This is a genomic window from Thalassotalea ponticola (genome assembly GCF_041379045.1).
Lineage (GTDB): Bacteria > Pseudomonadota > Gammaproteobacteria > Enterobacterales > Alteromonadaceae > Thalassotalea_A > Thalassotalea_A ponticola.
The window spans coordinates 2,532,038-2,549,685 of the sequence record NZ_CP166871.1 but is presented as its reverse complement, the minus strand read 5'-3'; the positions used below and the strand labels follow the sequence as shown (position 1 = coordinate 2,549,685).

Below are 17,648 nucleotides of genomic sequence, written 5' to 3'. Positions count from 1 at the left end.
GAAAAGCCAACTCAAAGAGTTGGCTTTTACCATTATTTTGACGTGAAAACGCGATTAAAGTGCTTGCTCAAGCTCAGGTAGTGCTTCGAATAAATCGGCAACCAAACCGTAATCGGCTACTTGGAAAATTGGCGCTTCCGGATCTTTGTTGATAGCAACAATAACCTTAGAGTCCTTCATCCCCGCCAAATGCTGAATCGCACCTGAAATACCAACCGCAATATACAGCTCAGGCGCTACAATTTTACCTGTCTGTCCCACTTGCATATCATTTGGAACAAAGCCCGCGTCAACCGCTGCACGAGATGCGCCGATAGCAGCGCCTAGCTTGTCTGCAATACCGTCGAGTAAAGCAAAGTTTTCGCCGTTTTGCATACCGCGACCACCAGAGATAACCACACGTGCCGCGCCTAAATCAGGGCGCTCTGATTCGGTCAATTGAGCCTCGACAAAGCTCGACGTACCAGCGTCACAAGCAACGGATAAGCTAACAATCTCTGCAGAACCATTGGATTCAACCGCATCAAACGCGGTCGCGCGAACGGTGATAACTTTTTTGCTATCTAATGACTGTACCGTTGCAATGGCATTGCCCGCGTATATTGGACGGACAAAGGTATCGGCGCTTTCTACTGCGATAATATCGGAAATTTGAGTCACATCGAGCAGGGCGGCAACGCGTGGCATAAAGTTTTTACCCGTGGTTGAGGCGCTGGTAACGATGTGGCTGTAGTCACTTGCCAATTCAGTAACCAACAAGGAAATATTTTCAGCCAATTGATGTTCATAAGCCGAGTTATCGGCAACTAATACTTTATTTACGCCTGTCGCTTTTGCTGCTTGTTCAGCCGCTTGTTGGCAGTTATAGCCAGCGACCAGTACATCAACGTTGTCGCCAATGAGTTTTGCCGCAGCGATGGTTTTTAACGTTTCCGCTTTAAGCGTTGAATTTTCGTGCTCTGCAATAACTAAAATAGACATTAGATCACCTTCGCTTCAGTTTTTAATTTTTCGACTAATTCGGTAACGCTTTCTACCACAACACCACCTTGACGCTCTGGTGGCGGGGTGACTTTGATAAGCGTGGTACGAGGGCTTAAGTCAATACCGAAGTCCTCTGCGTTTTGCACGTCTAATGGTTTGCGCTTTGCCTTCATAATGTTGGGTAACGAGGCGTAGCGAGGCTCGTTTAAGCGCAAGTCAGTGGTAATAATTGCCGGTAGCTTTAACGCGACGGTTTGCAACCCGCCGTCTACTTCACGAGTTACCGCGACGCTGTCGCCGTCGACGTTTACTTTTGAGGCAAACGTACCCTGCGCCATACCAGTTAACGCACCCAGCATCTGTCCCGTTTGGTTATTATCCGAGTCGATGGCTTGCTTGCCCAATAAGACAATTTGCGGTTGCTCTTGCTCGACAACCTTTTGCAATAGTTTGGCAATGTTTAGCGAGTCTAGGTTTTTATCGGTGTCAATTTGAATGGCGCGATCTGCGCCAAGTGCTAATGCCGTGCGCAACTGCTCTTGACAGGCTTTGTCGCCAATTGATACGGCAACTACTTCGGTGGCAACACCGGCTTCTTTTAAGCGAACAGCCTCTTCAATCGCGATTTCACAAAATGGATTAATCGCCATTTTGACGTTGTTTAGGTCAACGTTAGAATTATCCGATTTTACTCGTACTTTTACGTTGTAATCGATAACTCGTTTAATAGGAACAAGTATTTTCATTGTAACCTCTTGTTTTATTCCCGTAATCGAGAATTCTTGTTGTCGTTAGGTATTTGTTAATAATAATTTACCGAGGAGGGGCATATTAATTACCCCATTTGCGATGAGGAGTCAAACAGATGTTTGAAAAATGTGGCTTTTGTCATTCGCTAAGTGGACACAATATTTGCCAACCTACTACATGTTAACGATGTGTGAGGCAATAGTTAACGTTAAACTGAGTAAACTATTGTTGTTTCGTCATAGGCTTTAAGTATGATTAGTGGTATAACTAGGGCGAAAATAAAATAAGCCTTTTAAAAGGTAAAATAAGTAACAGCACAAGGGGATTAGCGTGGAACGTGAATCGATGGAATTTGACGTAGTCATCGTTGGCGCCGGACCGTCAGGTTTATCAACTGCTTGTAAATTAATGCAGTTAGCACAAGAACAAGATCAAGAACTGATGGTTTGTGTGGTAGAGAAAGGCTCTGAAGTAGGCGCTCACATTTTGTCTGGCGCTGTGTTTGAGCCTCGTTCACTTAACGAACTGTTTCCAAACTGGCAAGAACTCAATGCGCCAGTAAATACCAAAGTCACAGGCGATGATATTTATCTGTTCAACAACAGTGAAACAGCCACCAAACTACCGGGGTTTGCCGTACCGAAAACCATGCACAACCAAGGCAACTACATCGTATCCATGGGCAATGTATGTCGCTGGTTAGCAGAGCAAGCCGAAGGCATGGGAGTTGAAATTTTCCCTGGCTTTGCCGCACAAGAAGCCATTATTGAAGATGGAAAAGTGGCTGGTATTATCACTGGTGATATGGGTCTTGACAAAGACGGTCAACCGAAAGACTCGTTTATGCCGGGTATGGAGCTACGCGCTAAATACACTGTGTTTGCTGAAGGTTGTCGAGGTCATATCGGCAAACAATTGATCAGTCAGTTTAACCTTAATGAAGGTAAATCAGCACAGCACTACGGCATTGGCTTTAAAGAAATTTGGGATATTGACCCAAGTAAACACCAAGAAGGCTTGGTAGTTCACTCTGCTGGGTGGCCACTAGACGGTGATACTACCGGGGGCGGGTATCTATATCACGCCGAAAACAACCAGGTATTTGTTGGCTTAATTATTGATTTAAATTACTCAAATCCATATTTAAGCCCGTTTGATGAGTTTCAGCGCTTAAAACACCATCCAAAATTTGCCCAGTATCTCGAAGGTGGCAAGCGCGTGTCTTACGGAGCGAGAGCGATCGCTAAAGGCGGCTTTAACTCACTACCTAAAATGACCATGCCAGGTGGTTTACTGGTTGGTTGTGAAGCGGGTACGGTTAATTTTGCCAAAATAAAAGGCAACCACACCGCGATGAAATCGGGCATGTTAGCAGCAGAGACTATCTTTGAAGCGTTAGCTAATAATGATCAAGGCGGCAATGAGCTAACGGCATTCGATGACAAGTTTAAAAATTCGTGGTTGTACGATGAGTTATATCGCACTCGTAACTTCGGTGGGGCAATGCACAAGCTGGGTACCTTCTGGGGAGGCGCATACAACACCGTTGATCAAAATATCTTTGCAGGAAAGCTACCGTTCGAGTTTAGAGATGACAGCTTAGATCACGCGCAACTAAAACCGGCGAGTGAATCGGTTAAAATCGAATACCCCAAACCCGATGGAATACTCAGCTTTGACAAGTTGAGCAGTGTGTTCTTATCCAATACCAATCACGAGGAAGAGCAACCGTGCCACTTAAAACTGGCCGATAAAGACATTCCCATTAAAGTCAATTTAAGCCAATACGATGAACCCGCACAGCGCTATTGTCCTGCAGGTGTTTACGAAGTGGCTGAAAACGATGCCGGAGAGCCGGAATTTGTCATTAACGCGCAAAACTGCGTACATTGCAAAACCTGTGATATCAAAGATCCGAGCCAAAATATTACGTGGGTGACACCGGAAGGGGCGGGCGGTCCGAACTACCCGAATATGTAGTAGACAGGACACCATCGCTAAGATAAGAAAAAGAGAGCTTCGGCTCTAATGCCGATCAGTTAAGAAAATGATCGGTTGACCGATCTAAACGATCATGCAAAATCCGTAATCAGTTTTCTGATTACGGATTTTTTTATGCAACTTTCTACCGCTCTCGACTCAATTAACCACTTTAGGCCTAGCCAAGTCGAAACATTAGCTGATTTATTACCACTTGAGTTAATTGAAGAAGCATATGAACTGACAGAAACGGTCACCTTAAGAAAACGTAAGCTCACTCTAGAGTCTATGGCGTGGTTATTGATTGGAATGGCTATATACAACGATAAATCGATGGCTGACGTTGTAAACATGCTAGATATAGTAGATAGAGATGGAAAACCTTTTGTTGCTCCTAGCGCTTTGACTCAGCGTCGCAAGAATCTTGGCGAAGCAGCTATGAAAGCTTTATTTGACTGTACACAAAAATGTTGGAACAAAGAAGCTAAGCACCCTCATTGGAATGGATTAACCTTGCTTGGAGTCGATGGTGTTGTATGGCGGACAGACGACTCAAAAGAAAACAACAGCGCATATACGAAACCGACTAACACACAATACCCTCAAGTGAGAATGGTGTGCCAAATGGAATTAAGTAGCCACTTAATTACAGGAAGCGCGTTTGATGATTATACCGTGAATGAGATGGTATTAGCCGAGAAGCTAATAGAATCGACACCCGATAACAGTCTGACATTATTTGATAGAGGGTTTTATTCTCTTGGGTTATTGCATAAATGGCAATCTACAGGAAATGAAAGACACTGGCTAATACCACTGAAGAAGAACCTTCAATATGACGTTATCAGAAGCCTTGGTCGTAATGACAAACTGGCTCGACTGACCTCAAATCCCAGAGCGAGGAAGCTGTGGCCAGAGCTTCCGAACGATATTGAAGTAAGGTTGATTACGCGAAAAATAAACGGCAAAAGTGAAAGTGTACTCACGTCAATGATTGACCCTATGCGATATCCTTCAGCCGATATCGGCGATTTATATAGCCATAGATGGGAGATTGAACTTGGATATCGAGAGCAAAAACAATATATGCTTGGCAATAGGTTAACGCTGAGAAGCAGGTTGCCAGAGCTTGTAAAGCAAGAGCTCTGGGGAATACTTCTGACTTACAACCTAATTCGATATCAGATGGTAAAAATGTGTCAAACGCTCAAAGGGAATTATCTTCCATACCAGTTGAGCTTCAACGGAAGTTTGGCGCATGTAATGCGGCTACTCGTCGGATTACCGTACTCTTCACCAGGAGCGATTCCACGCCAGCTTAAGCACTTCTACTCCATGGCTGATAGCCTAATACTGGAGCCACGGCGGGGGAGAACATTTCCAAGAACCGTGAAACCAAGACCAACACGGTACCCTAAAAATAAAGATGCCGCTCACCTTAAGTGAACGGCATTAGAGCTTCGGCTCTCTTTTTTGATCTGACAAAATCAACTTAAACAGCGACTAAGCCAAAACTAAGTCAAAACTAAGCCAAAACAAAATCAAGACTAAGCTACGATTGGATTATTCGATTGACCCGTTTGCCGTGAATGGTATTGGGCACTGATTTATGGGTGAAGTGAGTAGGTGTGCCAGTCGTTGTCACCGCGTTCAAAGCAAATGCGATCATGCAATCTATTTGCACGGCCTTGCCAAAATTCGATATAGCTCGGCTTGATGCGATAACCCCCCCAAAATTCGGGTAGAGGCACTTCTTGGTCTTTAAATTGCTCACTAAATTTGGCTTCGCGTTGCTTTAATTCACCCTCGTATTGAATGCGTTGACTTTGCTTCGACGCCCAAGCGCCAATCTGACTGCCTCGGCCTCGACTGTGAAAGTATTGTTCTGATTGCTGTTGCGTGGTTTTTTCAACCGTGCCCTCAATGCGCACCTGACGTTGTAATACCCCCCAGTGAAACAACAAGGCAACTTTTTGATTTTGCTCTAGCTCTTGGGCTTTTCGACTACCGTAGTTGGTGTAAAAAACGAAGCCATCTCGATCAAATGATTTCATCAGCACCATGCGAGATGAGGGTTGTCCGGTGGCGTCACAGGTCGATACTGACATTGCCTCGGGTAGTAATATTCCCGACTTTTGAGCATCGTCATACCACGTTGCAAACAAATCAAACGGGTTCTTATCGTCGGGAATCGGCGGTAATGGCAGTGCCACACCTTGTCCAAAGGTAAAAAGGCAGCGTAACTTTTCCAATAGCGTCATAGTGTTTTGTTGATCGTTGGTGAAGTGTAAATTGTAGCAACTTAATGACGTTCAACAAAACCCTTTCTCTAGCGTTATTTGCCGCGAAACAAAGCCATCCAATCGCCATGCGCTATTTTTATGTCGTTGACCATGCTCGTTTTAATCGGTTGGTTGAAAAAATACCTCGTTGCTGTTCGGTAAATTAAAGGTCGTGCCAAAGCGCGCTGATATTTGTGATATGCAGTAACACAGTTGTGTGCTAGGTTAATATTTTTTAACAATTAATTTTCGCTCAAGCTGCGCAGCTAGATTAACATCAAATAACAGTCGCGGTTATTGGCAAGACACCTCAAGTGGTGAACAAAGGGATCGAAGGGAGACAAAGGGGTATGGTGAAAAATATAAAACTGACAATGGTAAGCGTATCGGTGGCCTTGGCATTGGGCTTGTCAGGGTGCACAGTAAATGCTGACTCACAAAACCAAGCGGTTACGCAATCGACGGCATCAGCTCAGGCACATAAGCTGACGTATCTGAGAACGGTAGAGGGGATCGAAGAGTACCAACTGACAAACGGTTTAAAAGTATTGCTTTTTGCCGATGCTTCACAACCAAAGACTTTAGTTAATATTACCTATCGAGTGGGGTCTGTTGATGAACATTATGGCGAAACCGGTATGGCGCATTTGTTGGAGCACATGTTGTTTAAAGGCTCTACTAATTACCCGCAAATAGATACCGAATTTAAAAAGCGCGGTATGCAAACTAACGCCACAACCTGGTTAGACCGCACCAATTATTTTGAAGTGTTTGATGCCAACGAAGATACGTTGGCATGGGCGCTTGGAATGGAAGCCGATCGCATGGTCAATGCCACCTTTGACGAACAGCAATTACAGAGTGAAATGACGGTGGTGCGCAACGAAATGGAACGCAATGAAAACAATGCGATCCGGATGTTGTTATCGCGGATGTCATCTACGGCTTTTTTATGGCACAACTACGGCAACTCGACCATTGGTGCGCGCTCCGATGTTGAAAATTTTCCGTTCGCCAGATTAAGGGCCTTTTATAAAAAGCATTATCGACCGGATAACGCCGTATTAACCATTGCGGGGCGTTTTGATAAACAAGCAACCATCGAACGTATTGAACAAACGTTTGGTGCCATTGCCAAACCGGAAAAACCGATGCAAGCGCAATACACGGTTGAGCCAACTCAAGACGGCGAACGAGAAGTTAACTTACGCCGCGTTGGCGACGTTCCCTATATTGGTTTGGCCTATCACATTCCCAGTGGGTTACACCCAGATGCAGCAGCACTGCGCGTGTTACAAGAAATTATGGGCGACTACACCCGCGGCCGTTTGCAAAAGAACTTAGTCGAAACCAAAATAGCGACGGCAGCATTTAATTTGAGCTTTATGCTCAAAGACAGTTCGCAATACTTTCTGTTTGCACAAGGAGAAAAGGGCAAGCCAACCGATGTTATGGAACAAAAGCTTATTGAGCTAATTGAAAATATCGCTCAGAAACCAATTACTGAGGAAGAAGTCACCTTGGCTAAGCTGAAATTGGCAAAACAGGCCGAACAAGCGATGCGCGACGTAACCGCGGTGGGTATGGAGTTGTCCGAATACATTGCCAAAGGGGACTATCGACACGCGTTTTATTTTCGCGATCAAATTGAAAACGTAACCGCTGATCAGGTACAGGCGGCAGCCGAAAAATACTTTGTTGCCTCTAATCGAACGCTGGGGCGTTTTATTCCAACGCAAAAACCTGTACGCGCAGAAATTCCCCAGGCCCCAGATCTTACTGAGGTGTTGCAAGACTACAAGGGCAAAGCCGTTGTTGCCGCGGGTGAGGTCTACGATAATTCGGTAGCCAATATTAAACAGCGTCTGCGCACAAGTCAGTGGCCTGAAGGAACTGAGCTAAATATTTACCCAAAAAAGCTACGTGGCGAAGAGGTTATCATCACCATGAACTTTCCGTCGGGTAGTGCTCGCTCACTAACCAATCAAGGTCAAGCCATCGGCTTTATCGGTAGCTTAATACCGCTTGCCAATGCAAACTACAGCAAAGAGCAAATAGCTACCAGACTCGATCAACTCAAAAGTTCAATAGCGATAAGTACTGATGCTGGTCAAACGTCAATCGCGATTACCACGGATAAAAGCCATTTTAGCGATACCGTGTTGTTTTTAGGGGAGTTGCTATCTGCGCCAACATTTGCCCAACAAGAGTTGGATGTGTTGCGTCGTTCGGCTATTGCGGCTATAGAAACTCAGCGCAATGAGCCACGTTCGATTGCGTCGAATAGCTTTAGAAAGGCCCTGTATAATTACCCCGAGGGACACCCCTATGCGCATTTGTCGCTTGATCAGCAAATTGAGATGATCAACAAGGTGACGCCAGAGCAGTTAGTGGCGCTTTATAACAGTCACTTTAATATCAACAACGGTCATATCACCGTAGTTGGTGACGTCGATGTACAACAAAGCTCAGACTTGTTGCGTCAAGTATTGAGCCCGTATAGCAATAACACGCCGTATCAACGGATCAAGCGCGATCTCAAACCGCTTGCCGGCGCCGTCGTCAAGACCAACACGCCGGATAAAGCCAATGCACAATTATACATTGTTAATCCGATCGAAATGAAAGTTGATGATCCAGACTATATCGCCTTGTACATTGCCAATTCTATTTTTGGTGGCGATGCATTTACATCGCGCATTGGCGCGCGAATTCGGGTAAAAGAGGGCTACAGTTATTCGGTTGGCTCGGGTATTCAGGCGGATATGTTTAACGATACGGGGCTGTTTTTTACCGTCGCCATCGCCGCTCCTGAGAATATGCCAGCAGTTGTCGATGCGTTTAAAGAAGAAGTGGCAAAAGTCGTGAACGACGGTTTTAGCGATGAGGAGCTTGAGCGAGCGGTAAAAGGCTTTATCAGCAATCGCACTCGCTCTTGGGCTAATGACGCAACGGTGGCAGGAGTGATTAATAACGCCAGTAAAGAAGAGGTTGATTTAGCCTTTTACGATCAACAAATTGAAGCGGCGAAATCTCTGACCACTGATGATGTGAAAGCAGCGTTTGTCAAACACATTGCCAGCTTGGACTTTAATGTGTTTATGGCCGGTGATTTTGCCAAACAAGAGGCGATAGAAGAGTCGGTTGGCGCTCAATAGTTGTTGCGCTAACTCTATTACCGGTGGCTATGGTCACCGGTATTATCAACACAATCTCAACGCATCTGCCCAGCCCCTGCTTCACTGGGGCTTGGCTCATTACTATAACAGCAAAAGACTTTAGCGCCGGTACTGATGTCGGTCGTATTGCGTTCATTTCGTTGTGCAAACGGTTGTGTAAGCAAATGTTTTTTTTGCTGAGAGGGCTGTTGTTGGCCAATTTATCCGTATCAAAAACAAGCCGCTCTGTCCTGTCGTACATAGCGGCTTGTTTTTAATGTCACGCGACTGTGTCACTGCGTGGGTTGCCGCTTGGTGCCGTTGTAAAAGGAACATCGCGACAAGCGGTTGAATTAATCGTAAACAGTAGGGATCGGTTTGCGCTTGTGTTGGGTTTTTACAAAAATATCTATCAAGCGTTGTTCCACAGCTTCGCTAACCGGTTTGCCTTCGAGGAAGTCGTCAATTTGATCATAGCTCAAGCCCAAAGCGACTTCATCCGGCTTACCCGGTTCAAGTTCTTCTAAATCGGCCGTTGGCGCTTTGGTGATTAATTTTTCAGGAGCCCCAAGCTCAGCAGCAAGCTGACGTACTTGACGCTTATTCAAGCCAAACAGCGGCACCATATCACATGCCCCGTCACCCCACTTGGTATAAAAGCCGGTAATATTTTCAGCGCTGTGATCGGTACCGATAACTAAGCCACCCAAAATACCGGCTAAGTGGTATTGCATGACCATACGTGAGCGCGCTTTTACATTGCCTTTGGAAAAGTCTAGGCGATGATTATTGGCTTCAAGCAATCCTTGCTGTTCCAATACCGTCACCGCTTCTTGGTGAATGCCGTCGGCGCCTTGCATGATGTTGGTCGATAATTGAACATCCGGTTGAATAAAGCTCAGTGCTAATTGCGCATCGTCTTCATCCGCTTGCACGTTGTAGGGAAGACGCACCGCAACAAATTTATAACCGCCGCCGTGCTCTTCATTTAACTCGTTGATGGCAAGTTGTGCGAGCTTGCCGCAGGTCGAGGAGTCGACTCCGCCACTGATGCCTAAAATAAGATGATTCAAGCCTGAATTTAGCAGTTGCTCTTTGATAAAGTCAACGCGTCGAGTAATTTCCATTCTTGCATTGATGGATGGTAATACTCTCATTTCATCGATAATCGCCTGGCGGTCCATATCTACCCTCTGCAGAAAAATAATGAAAACGTCAAAAAAAGTTAGTTTATCAATACCTCAGCTAATATGCGACTGTGATTTCGCTAATTTTCTGCAATTATCAAAATTACTAGCCTAGCGAGGTGGTTTACAGTTACACTTTAGAGAGTTTGACAACAGATAAAAATTCTTAAAAACAACATCGGGTAGAGCAAAGATGAAGAAGATCGAAGCGATTATTAAGCCATTTAAAATGGATGATGTTCGTGAGGCATTGGCTGAAGTAAATATAACGGGTATGACAGTTTCCGAAGTAAGGGGCTTTGGTCGTCAAAAAGGGCATACCGAGTTATATCGCGGCGCCGAATACATGGTTGATTTCTTACCAAAGGTCAAATTAGAAATCGTAGTTGCCGATGACGATGTAGAGCGTTGTGTCAACGCGATAGTCGAGACAGCCCAAACCGGAAAAATTGGCGACGGTAAGATTTTTGTCACCAGCGTGGAACGAGTGATTCGCATTCGCACCGGTGAAGAAGACGAAGCCGCAATTTAGTGTAACGACGGTTTTTAAACGTCCTGTCCATAACAATAGGGGATCCGTATGGGTCCTCTTTTTATATCCGAGTTTTATAGCGGCCATTGATTTATATAGTACACTGAATATAAGTTACCGCGCTAAGGCGTGTTGATCTTTGCGCTACAAATTTTGTTCACCCTAAATGGTTTCTGATCAAAATAGCTGTCACGCAGCACAGAACAACACGCCTTAATAACGATGATCGTTGCGGTCAATTGCTAGAACAGGGTCAACGCTTTTATGACGACAAAACACGCATTAACGACAGCTAACACCGACAGTGAACAGTCGCCATTGACCAACTATCAATTTGCGACTGACACTCACGATGGTATTCACACGGTAAATAAAATTCGTTACAGCGTTGACGCTAGCAGCTTAAACAAGTCGGCGAACCAAGACTTAGTCAGCGTGGAAGAGCCGCTGCAAATCAATTTACTGTGGCAAGATAACAAGGGTCAGCCACAAGAACGCGAGTTTACCATTACCATGCGAACGCCGGGTAATGACCCTCAATTGGCAATCGGTTTGTTGCACAGTGAAGGGATCATTCGCACCGCTGATGATGTGGTCATGGCTGTGCATCAACGCACAGAACAAGGCATTAATGGCAATCAAATTGATATCGAATTAACGCCTGGTATCATACCCGACTGGGAGCAGTATCAGCGCCACTTAACAATGCAATCAAGTTGTGGCATTTGCGGTAAAACATCGCTCAAATCGCTCGAATTAAAAACGCCACCAGACCTCGATCAACAACCCCATTGGTTAGATCCCCGCACCGTGTTGTCAGTCAGCCAGATCATGCGTAAACAGCAGCGTCAATTTGCCCAAACCGGAGGCGTGCATGCGGTCGGGCTGTTTAATGCCGCTGGCGAGTTGTTGCTGGTTAAAGAAGACGTTGGGCGCCACAATGCAATGGATAAGTTAATTGGTGCACATATGTATCTCGATGAGCAATATTACAGTCCACAAAGCGTAGTGGTGCTCAGCGGGCGTATTAGCTTTGAGTTAGTACAAAAAGCACTGATGGCCGGTTTCCCGGTGATTGTCGCGGTTGGCGCTCCATCCTCATTGGCTATATCGGTTGCTCAGCGATTTAATATCACGTTAATCGGTTTTGTCTCCGGCAAAGGTTTTAACGTTTATCACGGCGCTTGGCGACTAATCAAACAAACGCCATAACCACCGAGCCTACAATGTCTATCAATGATGACACCAATCACGGTGTTGTAACTTGATATGAATTGAGTTGAGACCAGGCGCCGTTATCAACTCATCTACCCGCCGACAACAAAGTAATGGCAAGTTGGCAATTTATTTAACCGCTATCATACTTAATCGCAACGTGAATAAAAATAATGTACCTGAGGTTAGTACCTAAACGGGTACGCTGCGGAGGCAGTGATGCGATGCATTAAGCTAATCTTTGTAGCCTTGTACAGTCTGTCGTTTCATGTGTTCGGTGAGCAAATTATCAAACTGGCCACTACCACAAGTACGGAAAACTCAGGCTTACTGGCGCATATCTTACCTGTGTTTGAGCGACAAACGGGCTATAACGTACACGTTATTGCAACTGGCTCAGGTAATGCATTGCGCTTAGGGCGCTCAGGTGATGTCGATTTGGTTATGACTCATGCCCCTGATGCTGAAGCGCAGTTTATCGCACAAGGCTTTGGCGTATTGCCAAGGCAATTTATGCAAAATGACTTTGTTTTACTGGGGCCTAAAGATGACCCTGCCAAGGTACAAAGCGTATCCACCATAGTGCAAGCCTTTCGACACATAGCGTCCGAGGATGTGCTATTTATTTCACGCGGAGACGATTCTGGAACCGAAAAAAAAGAGCTCAAGCTTTGGCTCTTATCTGGAGTACAGCCGACGTTTGACGGTTACAAGTCGGTGGGGCAGGGCATGGGACGAACGCTGCTGATGGCCGATTCGTTACAAGCCTATACACTATCGGATCGAGGAACTTACATTACCTATCGCAACAAACTTGATTTGCAAATCGTCTTTGAAGGCGGTGACCAGCTAAATAACCCCTATCAGGTGATATTGATCAGCGCCGATAAATATCCACAATTAAATCACCTTGGTGCAAAGGCGTTAAGCGATTGGTTGATCAGCGATGACGGACAGCGCCTGATTAACAGCTATCGGCTAGAACAACTACCGTTATTTAAGGCAGATTATCAATCATGAGTGAGGGCTGGGGACAAATATTCTTTCATGCGATTACCTTGTTACTGGCGTTCGATGCTGATTTGTATTCGATCATATTCGTATCGTTTAGCGTCTCTCTATTGGCGTTAGTGATCACCTTGGTCCCGTCGATATTACTCGGTTTTAGCTTGGCATTTGCGCGCTTCAAAGGGCGTTGGTTGCTCACCACCATTATCCAAACACTGCAATCAATCCCCACTGTCGTGATCGGCTTATTGGTGTATATCTTATTGACCCGACAAGGGCCGTTTGGCGATCTGCAGTGGTTATTTACCCAAAAAGCGATGATTTTAGGGCAAATGTTAATTTGCATTCCCATTTTGGTGTCACTGTCACAAGCGGCATTTACTCATATTGATCGACGCGGGTGGGAGACATCGCGAACACTGGGTCGCAGCTCGACGGCGACACTGTTGCTCTGTTGTCGCGAGTTAAAAGTGCCATTGTTACTCACCGTGGTTACCGCGTTTAGTCGAATCATCACCGAAGTGGGCTGCTCTATGATGGTTGGTGGTAATATTTTAAATGCTACTCGTAACATCCCTACCGCGATAGCATTAGAAACCAATAAAGGCGAGTTTTCACAAGCCATTGCGCTGGGTATGGTGTTGTTGCTGTTGAGCTTAACATTGAACTTGTGTTTGGCCGCTTTGCGCGGTAATGCGATGATACGGAGCTATTAATATGGTTGGTCATAGCCCGAGTCATTATCGCTCTGTATCGCCTTTAACCACCACTAATGCGCGAATCGATGGCAGCGATTTGTTATTTCGATACCAGGATAAAGTGTTATTTCACATTAATCGCCTAGCGTTTATCCAGGGTGACAGTATTTTACTAAGTGGTGCAAATGGGGCCGGTAAAACCACGTTAATGAAAATTTTAGCTGGCTTATTAACACCGCAATTTGGTCGTGTTAAAGCCAGTGGTTTTGCGTCGGCAAAGTGGCTAAAGTGGCCTAATTTTTTGTCTTCTAAATCTAGCGCTGTACTTGGAAAAGCGGCGTATCTGCATCAATCTCCTTATTTGTACTCAGGTACCGTGAAGGCCAATTTAACCATTGCGACACCGCCAATGCAGCGCTTGTCTAAAGCCTATAAAATCCGCTTAGAACAAGCAATTGAGCAAGCTCGATTAGGGCCGTTGCTAACACAGGATGCCGCTCAATTATCCGGTGGTGAAAAACAGCGCTTGGCATTAGCTCGGGTATTTTTAGTTCAACCGCCGCTGTTAATGCTCGATGAGCCCACTGCGAATATGGACCAAGCTTCCCAGCAGTTAGTTTACACTATGATCAAACAGCTCCATCACCAAGGCGTCGGTATTATGGTGGTCAGTCATCAAAGTAATAAAGTGACCCAATTGTGTCAGCAACATTGGTTACTCGCAGATAAACAGCTCACCATTTGCGGTCGCCCTCGCGAAGTCAGTGACGGTACGAGTGTGGTACAACAGCAGCATGCCGACAACAGGACACAGCGTTATGACTGAGCGACTAACCCACATAAACAAGGTTCCAGTCATCGGGATTTGTGCGTACAGTGGTACGGGCAAAACCACGTTGTTATCGGCGTTGATCCCATGGTTAAAAAATAAGGGCATCAACGTTGCCGTCATCAAGCACGCTCATCATCAGTTTGACCTCGATAAACCGGGCAAAGACAGCTTTGTATTGCGTCAATCAGGAGCTCAGCAAGTACTCATCGCCTCGAGTCGGCGTTATGCCCATCTCGTTGAACGGCAAGTCGACAGTCCTATCCAGCTGCAACCTCTCTTAGCGCAAATTGATACGCGAACGGTTCAGTTGATTTTGGTTGAAGGGTTTAAACATCACCCGATCAGTAAAATTGAGTTACATCGAGCCAGTTGCAAGCAGCCGTTGATATACCCAAACGACCATAGCGTTATGGCCATCGCTTGTTGCAAGCAGACGCAAATTGACACGGAGTTAACTCGATTAGATATCGATGATATCGAGCAAATTGGCGATTTTATTCTCAGCTTAATCCAAACTCGTGATAGGTCATTGCCTACCGCGTCTAATTGTGGACCGTTTGATCGTGACAGTAAGTCGGTTGAAGACGCGCTAAGCCTTATTTTGTCCCATACCAATGCTGTTGTGAACACCCAAGTCATGGCCGTTGAACACTGTCTTGATAACGTGTTGGCAAAGACAGTCGTGGCGCCAATTAATGTACCGCAACACACCAACTCGGCCATGGATGGCTATGCCTTTAATGCCAGCGCATTACTCGCTCGTGGAGGGAGAATAGCTAAGCTCGAGGTCGTTGATAAGGTTATGGCAGGTGATGTATTTGACGACGAGTTAGCGCCCGGGCAAGCGCTGAGTATTATGACTGGTGCTCCTTTGCCAGCTGGCGCTGACACCGTTGTCGCCCGTGAGTGGGTGGTTAAACACGGCTGTTATATTGACATTAACACCGAGATTAAGGTGGGACAAAATGTTCGACAATGCGGTGAAGACATTAAGCTAAATCAAACTGTTTTAGCTAAGGGAGAACGTCTCAATGCGTCAAAATTAGCCTTGCTTGCCTCATTGGGGATTGCGCAGTTAACGGTTTATTGTCCGCCCAAAGTAGCGGTTTTCTCTACCGGTAATGAAATCACCGAACCGGGTGAACAATTAAAAAAAGCCGCAGTATACGATGCTAATCGATTTGCTTTAAAAGCGATGTTGCAACGCTTAAATTGCGAAGTGATCGATTTGGGCATTTTGCCTGATTCGGCTGAGCAGATATCTAGCGCTTTGCAAACGGCAAGCGCTCAGGCTGATGTCATTGTTACCTCGGCAGGCGTGTCTATGGGCGAGGCCGATTATGTTAAAACCTGCCTTGCCCAGTTAGGTGATATCGTGTTTTCTCAGGTGCAAATGCGTCCGGGGCGGCCGTTGGTTTTTGGTTCGCTTAATCGGTCATTAGTTTTTGCGCTGCCCGGTAATCCGGTAGCGTCGATGATTTGCTTTATCTTATTTGTCGCACCGGCGGTGCGAAAGTTATCTGCACAAACGACCTGGCAACCCAAGGTGTTAACCGCGCGGGCAACGTCTCAGATGAACAGCCGTGTGGGTCGCAGTGAGTACTTACGGGGAATATGCCGTGTCGGTGATGACGGTCAGATGCACGTGTCTTTAACAGGGCGGCAAGGCTCTGGTGTTTTATCCTCGATGGTACAAGCAAATTGCCTTATCGCTATCCCAGCCGATACAGCTGACGTCTCGGTGGGCGATCAAGTGAGTGTGATTTTGCTATCGGAATTTGTATGAGCAAATCGGACAACACGGCTGGCGCTACTGTGTTGCCTAACGCGACAAATTTCAGCGGGCTCTCGGTCTTTAAACAACAGTAGCATAAGTCATTTGGGCTTGTGTGTTTATTCAACGCTACTAGGCGTTTACTGTTGTTTTAATATGTAGTGTTATTACTCTAAGTGCATGAGTTTAAACTGAAAATTATTTTTACTTTAAACTTGCGTAAAATTTTTTTAATGCTAAGCTTGAAAATGTACTGGTGTCATTTTGTTCGCTTTTCGGTTGTTTGTTGAGCAGGTGGCGCAGGTGGCGGTTATAGGATATTACTCGGCGATACAAAGGAAGCGCTGCCATAACAAGTGTTATGGTTAGGGTATTGATGCAGTGTGCACGTTTACCGAACAGATGCCTTGCTATTCATTAATATGTACTGAATAAGTCGTTCCACAGAGTTGGGTTTTACTCCGATTAGGTGACGCGAGTTTGAATTATCAGGACACATCAATTAATAGCATCCGAAAATGAAGCCTAAAGGCGTTAACACCAATCCAGACATTGTGGTGTGACATAAAAATTGGCTCATTGAGGTAGTAAAGGCATTGGTCGATCTCACAAACGTCACTCCTTCTCTAACAAAACTTCGTTATTAGTCTCGTTGCGCTGACATTTTTTCAATTAACAATAATAAGTAAGCGAGAATGATTCATGTATTCGCGTATTAACAAACAATCAGGTATGTCTTTTATCGAGGTTCTCGTTGCCTTCTTCGTTCTGGCATTTGGGATCCTTGGTGTGGTTGCGATGCAAGCGTCAGCCAGTAAAGCAAGCTTTGATGCGATGCAACGCTCTGTCGCCTCTTCTTTAGCGCAAGATATTATGGAACGCATGCGCGCCAATCAATCTACTCCTCTATTTATGGCACAGTATGCTGGCGAATTTGGCGCCGGATTAATTCCGTTACCGAGCAAAATGTGCAACACCGAAGGCGCGGGATGTACGCCAAATGATGTTCTTGCAGTGGATTTATACGAGTGGGATCAGCGCTTATTGGGTCGCAACGTGACCAACAGTGGTAACAACCTCGGTGGCCTTACCGATGTCAAAGGCTGTATTTCGGTTACCGACAATCAAGTAAAAGTGGTGATCAGTTGGCAAGGACGTATCGACGTCAGCGATGGCGCCCAAGACACTGCCTGTGGTAGTGCTAGCACAAAACGTCGGCAAGTTGTTGTCGAGGCGTATGTGATTTAG

At 45.6% G+C, this 17,648-nt stretch carries 14 protein-coding genes; 10 read left to right on the top strand and 4 right to left on the bottom strand.

Features of this window, described 5'->3' with window-relative positions; translation table 11 throughout:
• Window positions 1-54: 54 nt before the first annotated feature.
• Together ACAY30_RS11100 and ACAY30_RS11095 are read right to left on the bottom strand one after the other, a co-directional pair.
• The gene (locus tag ACAY30_RS11100; RefSeq protein WP_290252791.1) at window positions 55-981 is read right to left on the bottom strand and encodes an electron transfer flavoprotein subunit alpha/FixB family protein; all 927 of its coding nucleotides are present in this window, start codon (window positions 979-981) and stop codon (window positions 55-57) included.
• A complete protein-coding gene (locus tag ACAY30_RS11095) occupies window positions 981-1,730 on the bottom strand; it encodes an electron transfer flavoprotein subunit beta/FixA family protein (RefSeq protein WP_290252792.1) in 750 nt (249 codons plus the stop codon). Before ACAY30_RS11095 ends, ACAY30_RS11100 begins: the two co-directional genes overlap by 1 nt.
• A gap of 349 nt (window positions 1,731-2,079) precedes the next feature.
• Here ACAY30_RS11095 and ACAY30_RS11090 point away from each other — a divergent pair, with 349 nt between their 5' ends.
• Window positions 2,080-3,714 (top strand): electron transfer flavoprotein-ubiquinone oxidoreductase, encoded by a 1,635-nt coding sequence (locus ACAY30_RS11090; RefSeq protein ID WP_290252800.1) that lies wholly within the window; start codon window positions 2,080-2,082, stop codon window positions 3,712-3,714.
• 135 nt (window positions 3,715-3,849) lie between these two features.
• Window positions 3,850-5,160, top strand: coding sequence for an IS4 family transposase (locus ACAY30_RS11085; protein WP_371189897.1), 1,311 nt, complete (start codon window positions 3,850-3,852; stop codon window positions 5,158-5,160).
• Window positions 5,161-5,321: 161 nt separating this feature from the next.
• On the opposite strand, the gene pdxH is transcribed toward ACAY30_RS11085, so the two are convergent.
• Entirely contained in the window at window positions 5,322-5,975 is a 654-nt protein-coding gene (pdxH, locus tag ACAY30_RS11080; RefSeq protein ID WP_290252828.1) for a pyridoxamine 5'-phosphate oxidase, read from the bottom strand.
• 371 nt (window positions 5,976-6,346) lie between these two features.
• On the opposite strand from pdxH, the gene ACAY30_RS11075 reads away from it, so the two are divergent.
• On the top strand, window positions 6,347-9,154 hold the full coding sequence (locus ACAY30_RS11075; RefSeq protein WP_290252827.1) for a pitrilysin family protein: 2,808 nt from the start codon (window positions 6,347-6,349) through the stop codon (window positions 9,152-9,154).
• A 353-nt stretch (window positions 9,155-9,507) separates the two neighbouring features.
• Here ACAY30_RS11075 and nadE read toward each other — a convergent pair whose 3' ends face one another.
• Window positions 9,508-10,338: an ammonia-dependent NAD(+) synthetase gene (nadE, locus tag ACAY30_RS11070; protein WP_290252826.1), complete on the bottom strand. Its 831-nt coding sequence runs from the start codon at window positions 10,336-10,338 to the stop codon at window positions 9,508-9,510.
• 196 nt (window positions 10,339-10,534) lie between these two features.
• On the opposite strand from nadE, the gene glnB reads away from it, so the two are divergent.
• The 7 genes from glnB (at window position 10,535) to pilV (ending at window position 17,648) form a co-directional block, all read left to right on the top strand.
• A complete protein-coding gene (gene glnB / locus ACAY30_RS11065) occupies window positions 10,535-10,873 on the top strand; it encodes a nitrogen regulatory protein P-II (protein ID WP_290252825.1) in 339 nt (112 codons plus the stop codon).
• A 264-nt stretch (window positions 10,874-11,137) separates the two neighbouring features.
• Window positions 11,138-12,085, top strand: a complete 948-nt coding sequence (fdhD, locus tag ACAY30_RS11060) for a formate dehydrogenase accessory sulfurtransferase FdhD (RefSeq protein WP_290252824.1) — start codon at window positions 11,138-11,140, stop codon at window positions 12,083-12,085.
• 222 nt (window positions 12,086-12,307) lie between these two features.
• Window positions 12,308-13,108: a substrate-binding domain-containing protein gene (locus ACAY30_RS11055; RefSeq protein ID WP_290252823.1), complete on the top strand. Its 801-nt coding sequence runs from the start codon at window positions 12,308-12,310 to the stop codon at window positions 13,106-13,108.
• On the top strand, window positions 13,105-13,812 hold the full coding sequence (locus tag ACAY30_RS11050; protein WP_290252822.1) for an ABC transporter permease: 708 nt from the start codon (window positions 13,105-13,107) through the stop codon (window positions 13,810-13,812). The genes ACAY30_RS11055 and ACAY30_RS11050 overlap by 4 nt, the downstream gene beginning before the upstream one ends.
• Window position 13,813: 1 nt before the next feature.
• Entirely contained in the window at window positions 13,814-14,620 is an 807-nt protein-coding gene (locus ACAY30_RS11045; RefSeq protein ID WP_290252821.1) for an energy-coupling factor ABC transporter ATP-binding protein, read from the top strand.
• On the top strand, window positions 14,613-16,412 hold the full coding sequence (locus ACAY30_RS11040) for a bifunctional molybdopterin-guanine dinucleotide biosynthesis adaptor protein MobB/molybdopterin molybdotransferase MoeA (protein WP_290252820.1): 1,800 nt from the start codon (window positions 14,613-14,615) through the stop codon (window positions 16,410-16,412). Before ACAY30_RS11045 ends, ACAY30_RS11040 begins: the two co-directional genes overlap by 8 nt.
• Window positions 16,413-17,102: 690 nt before the next feature.
• A complete protein-coding gene (pilV, locus tag ACAY30_RS11035; protein ID WP_290252819.1) occupies window positions 17,103-17,648 on the top strand; it encodes a type IV pilus modification protein PilV in 546 nt (181 codons plus the stop codon).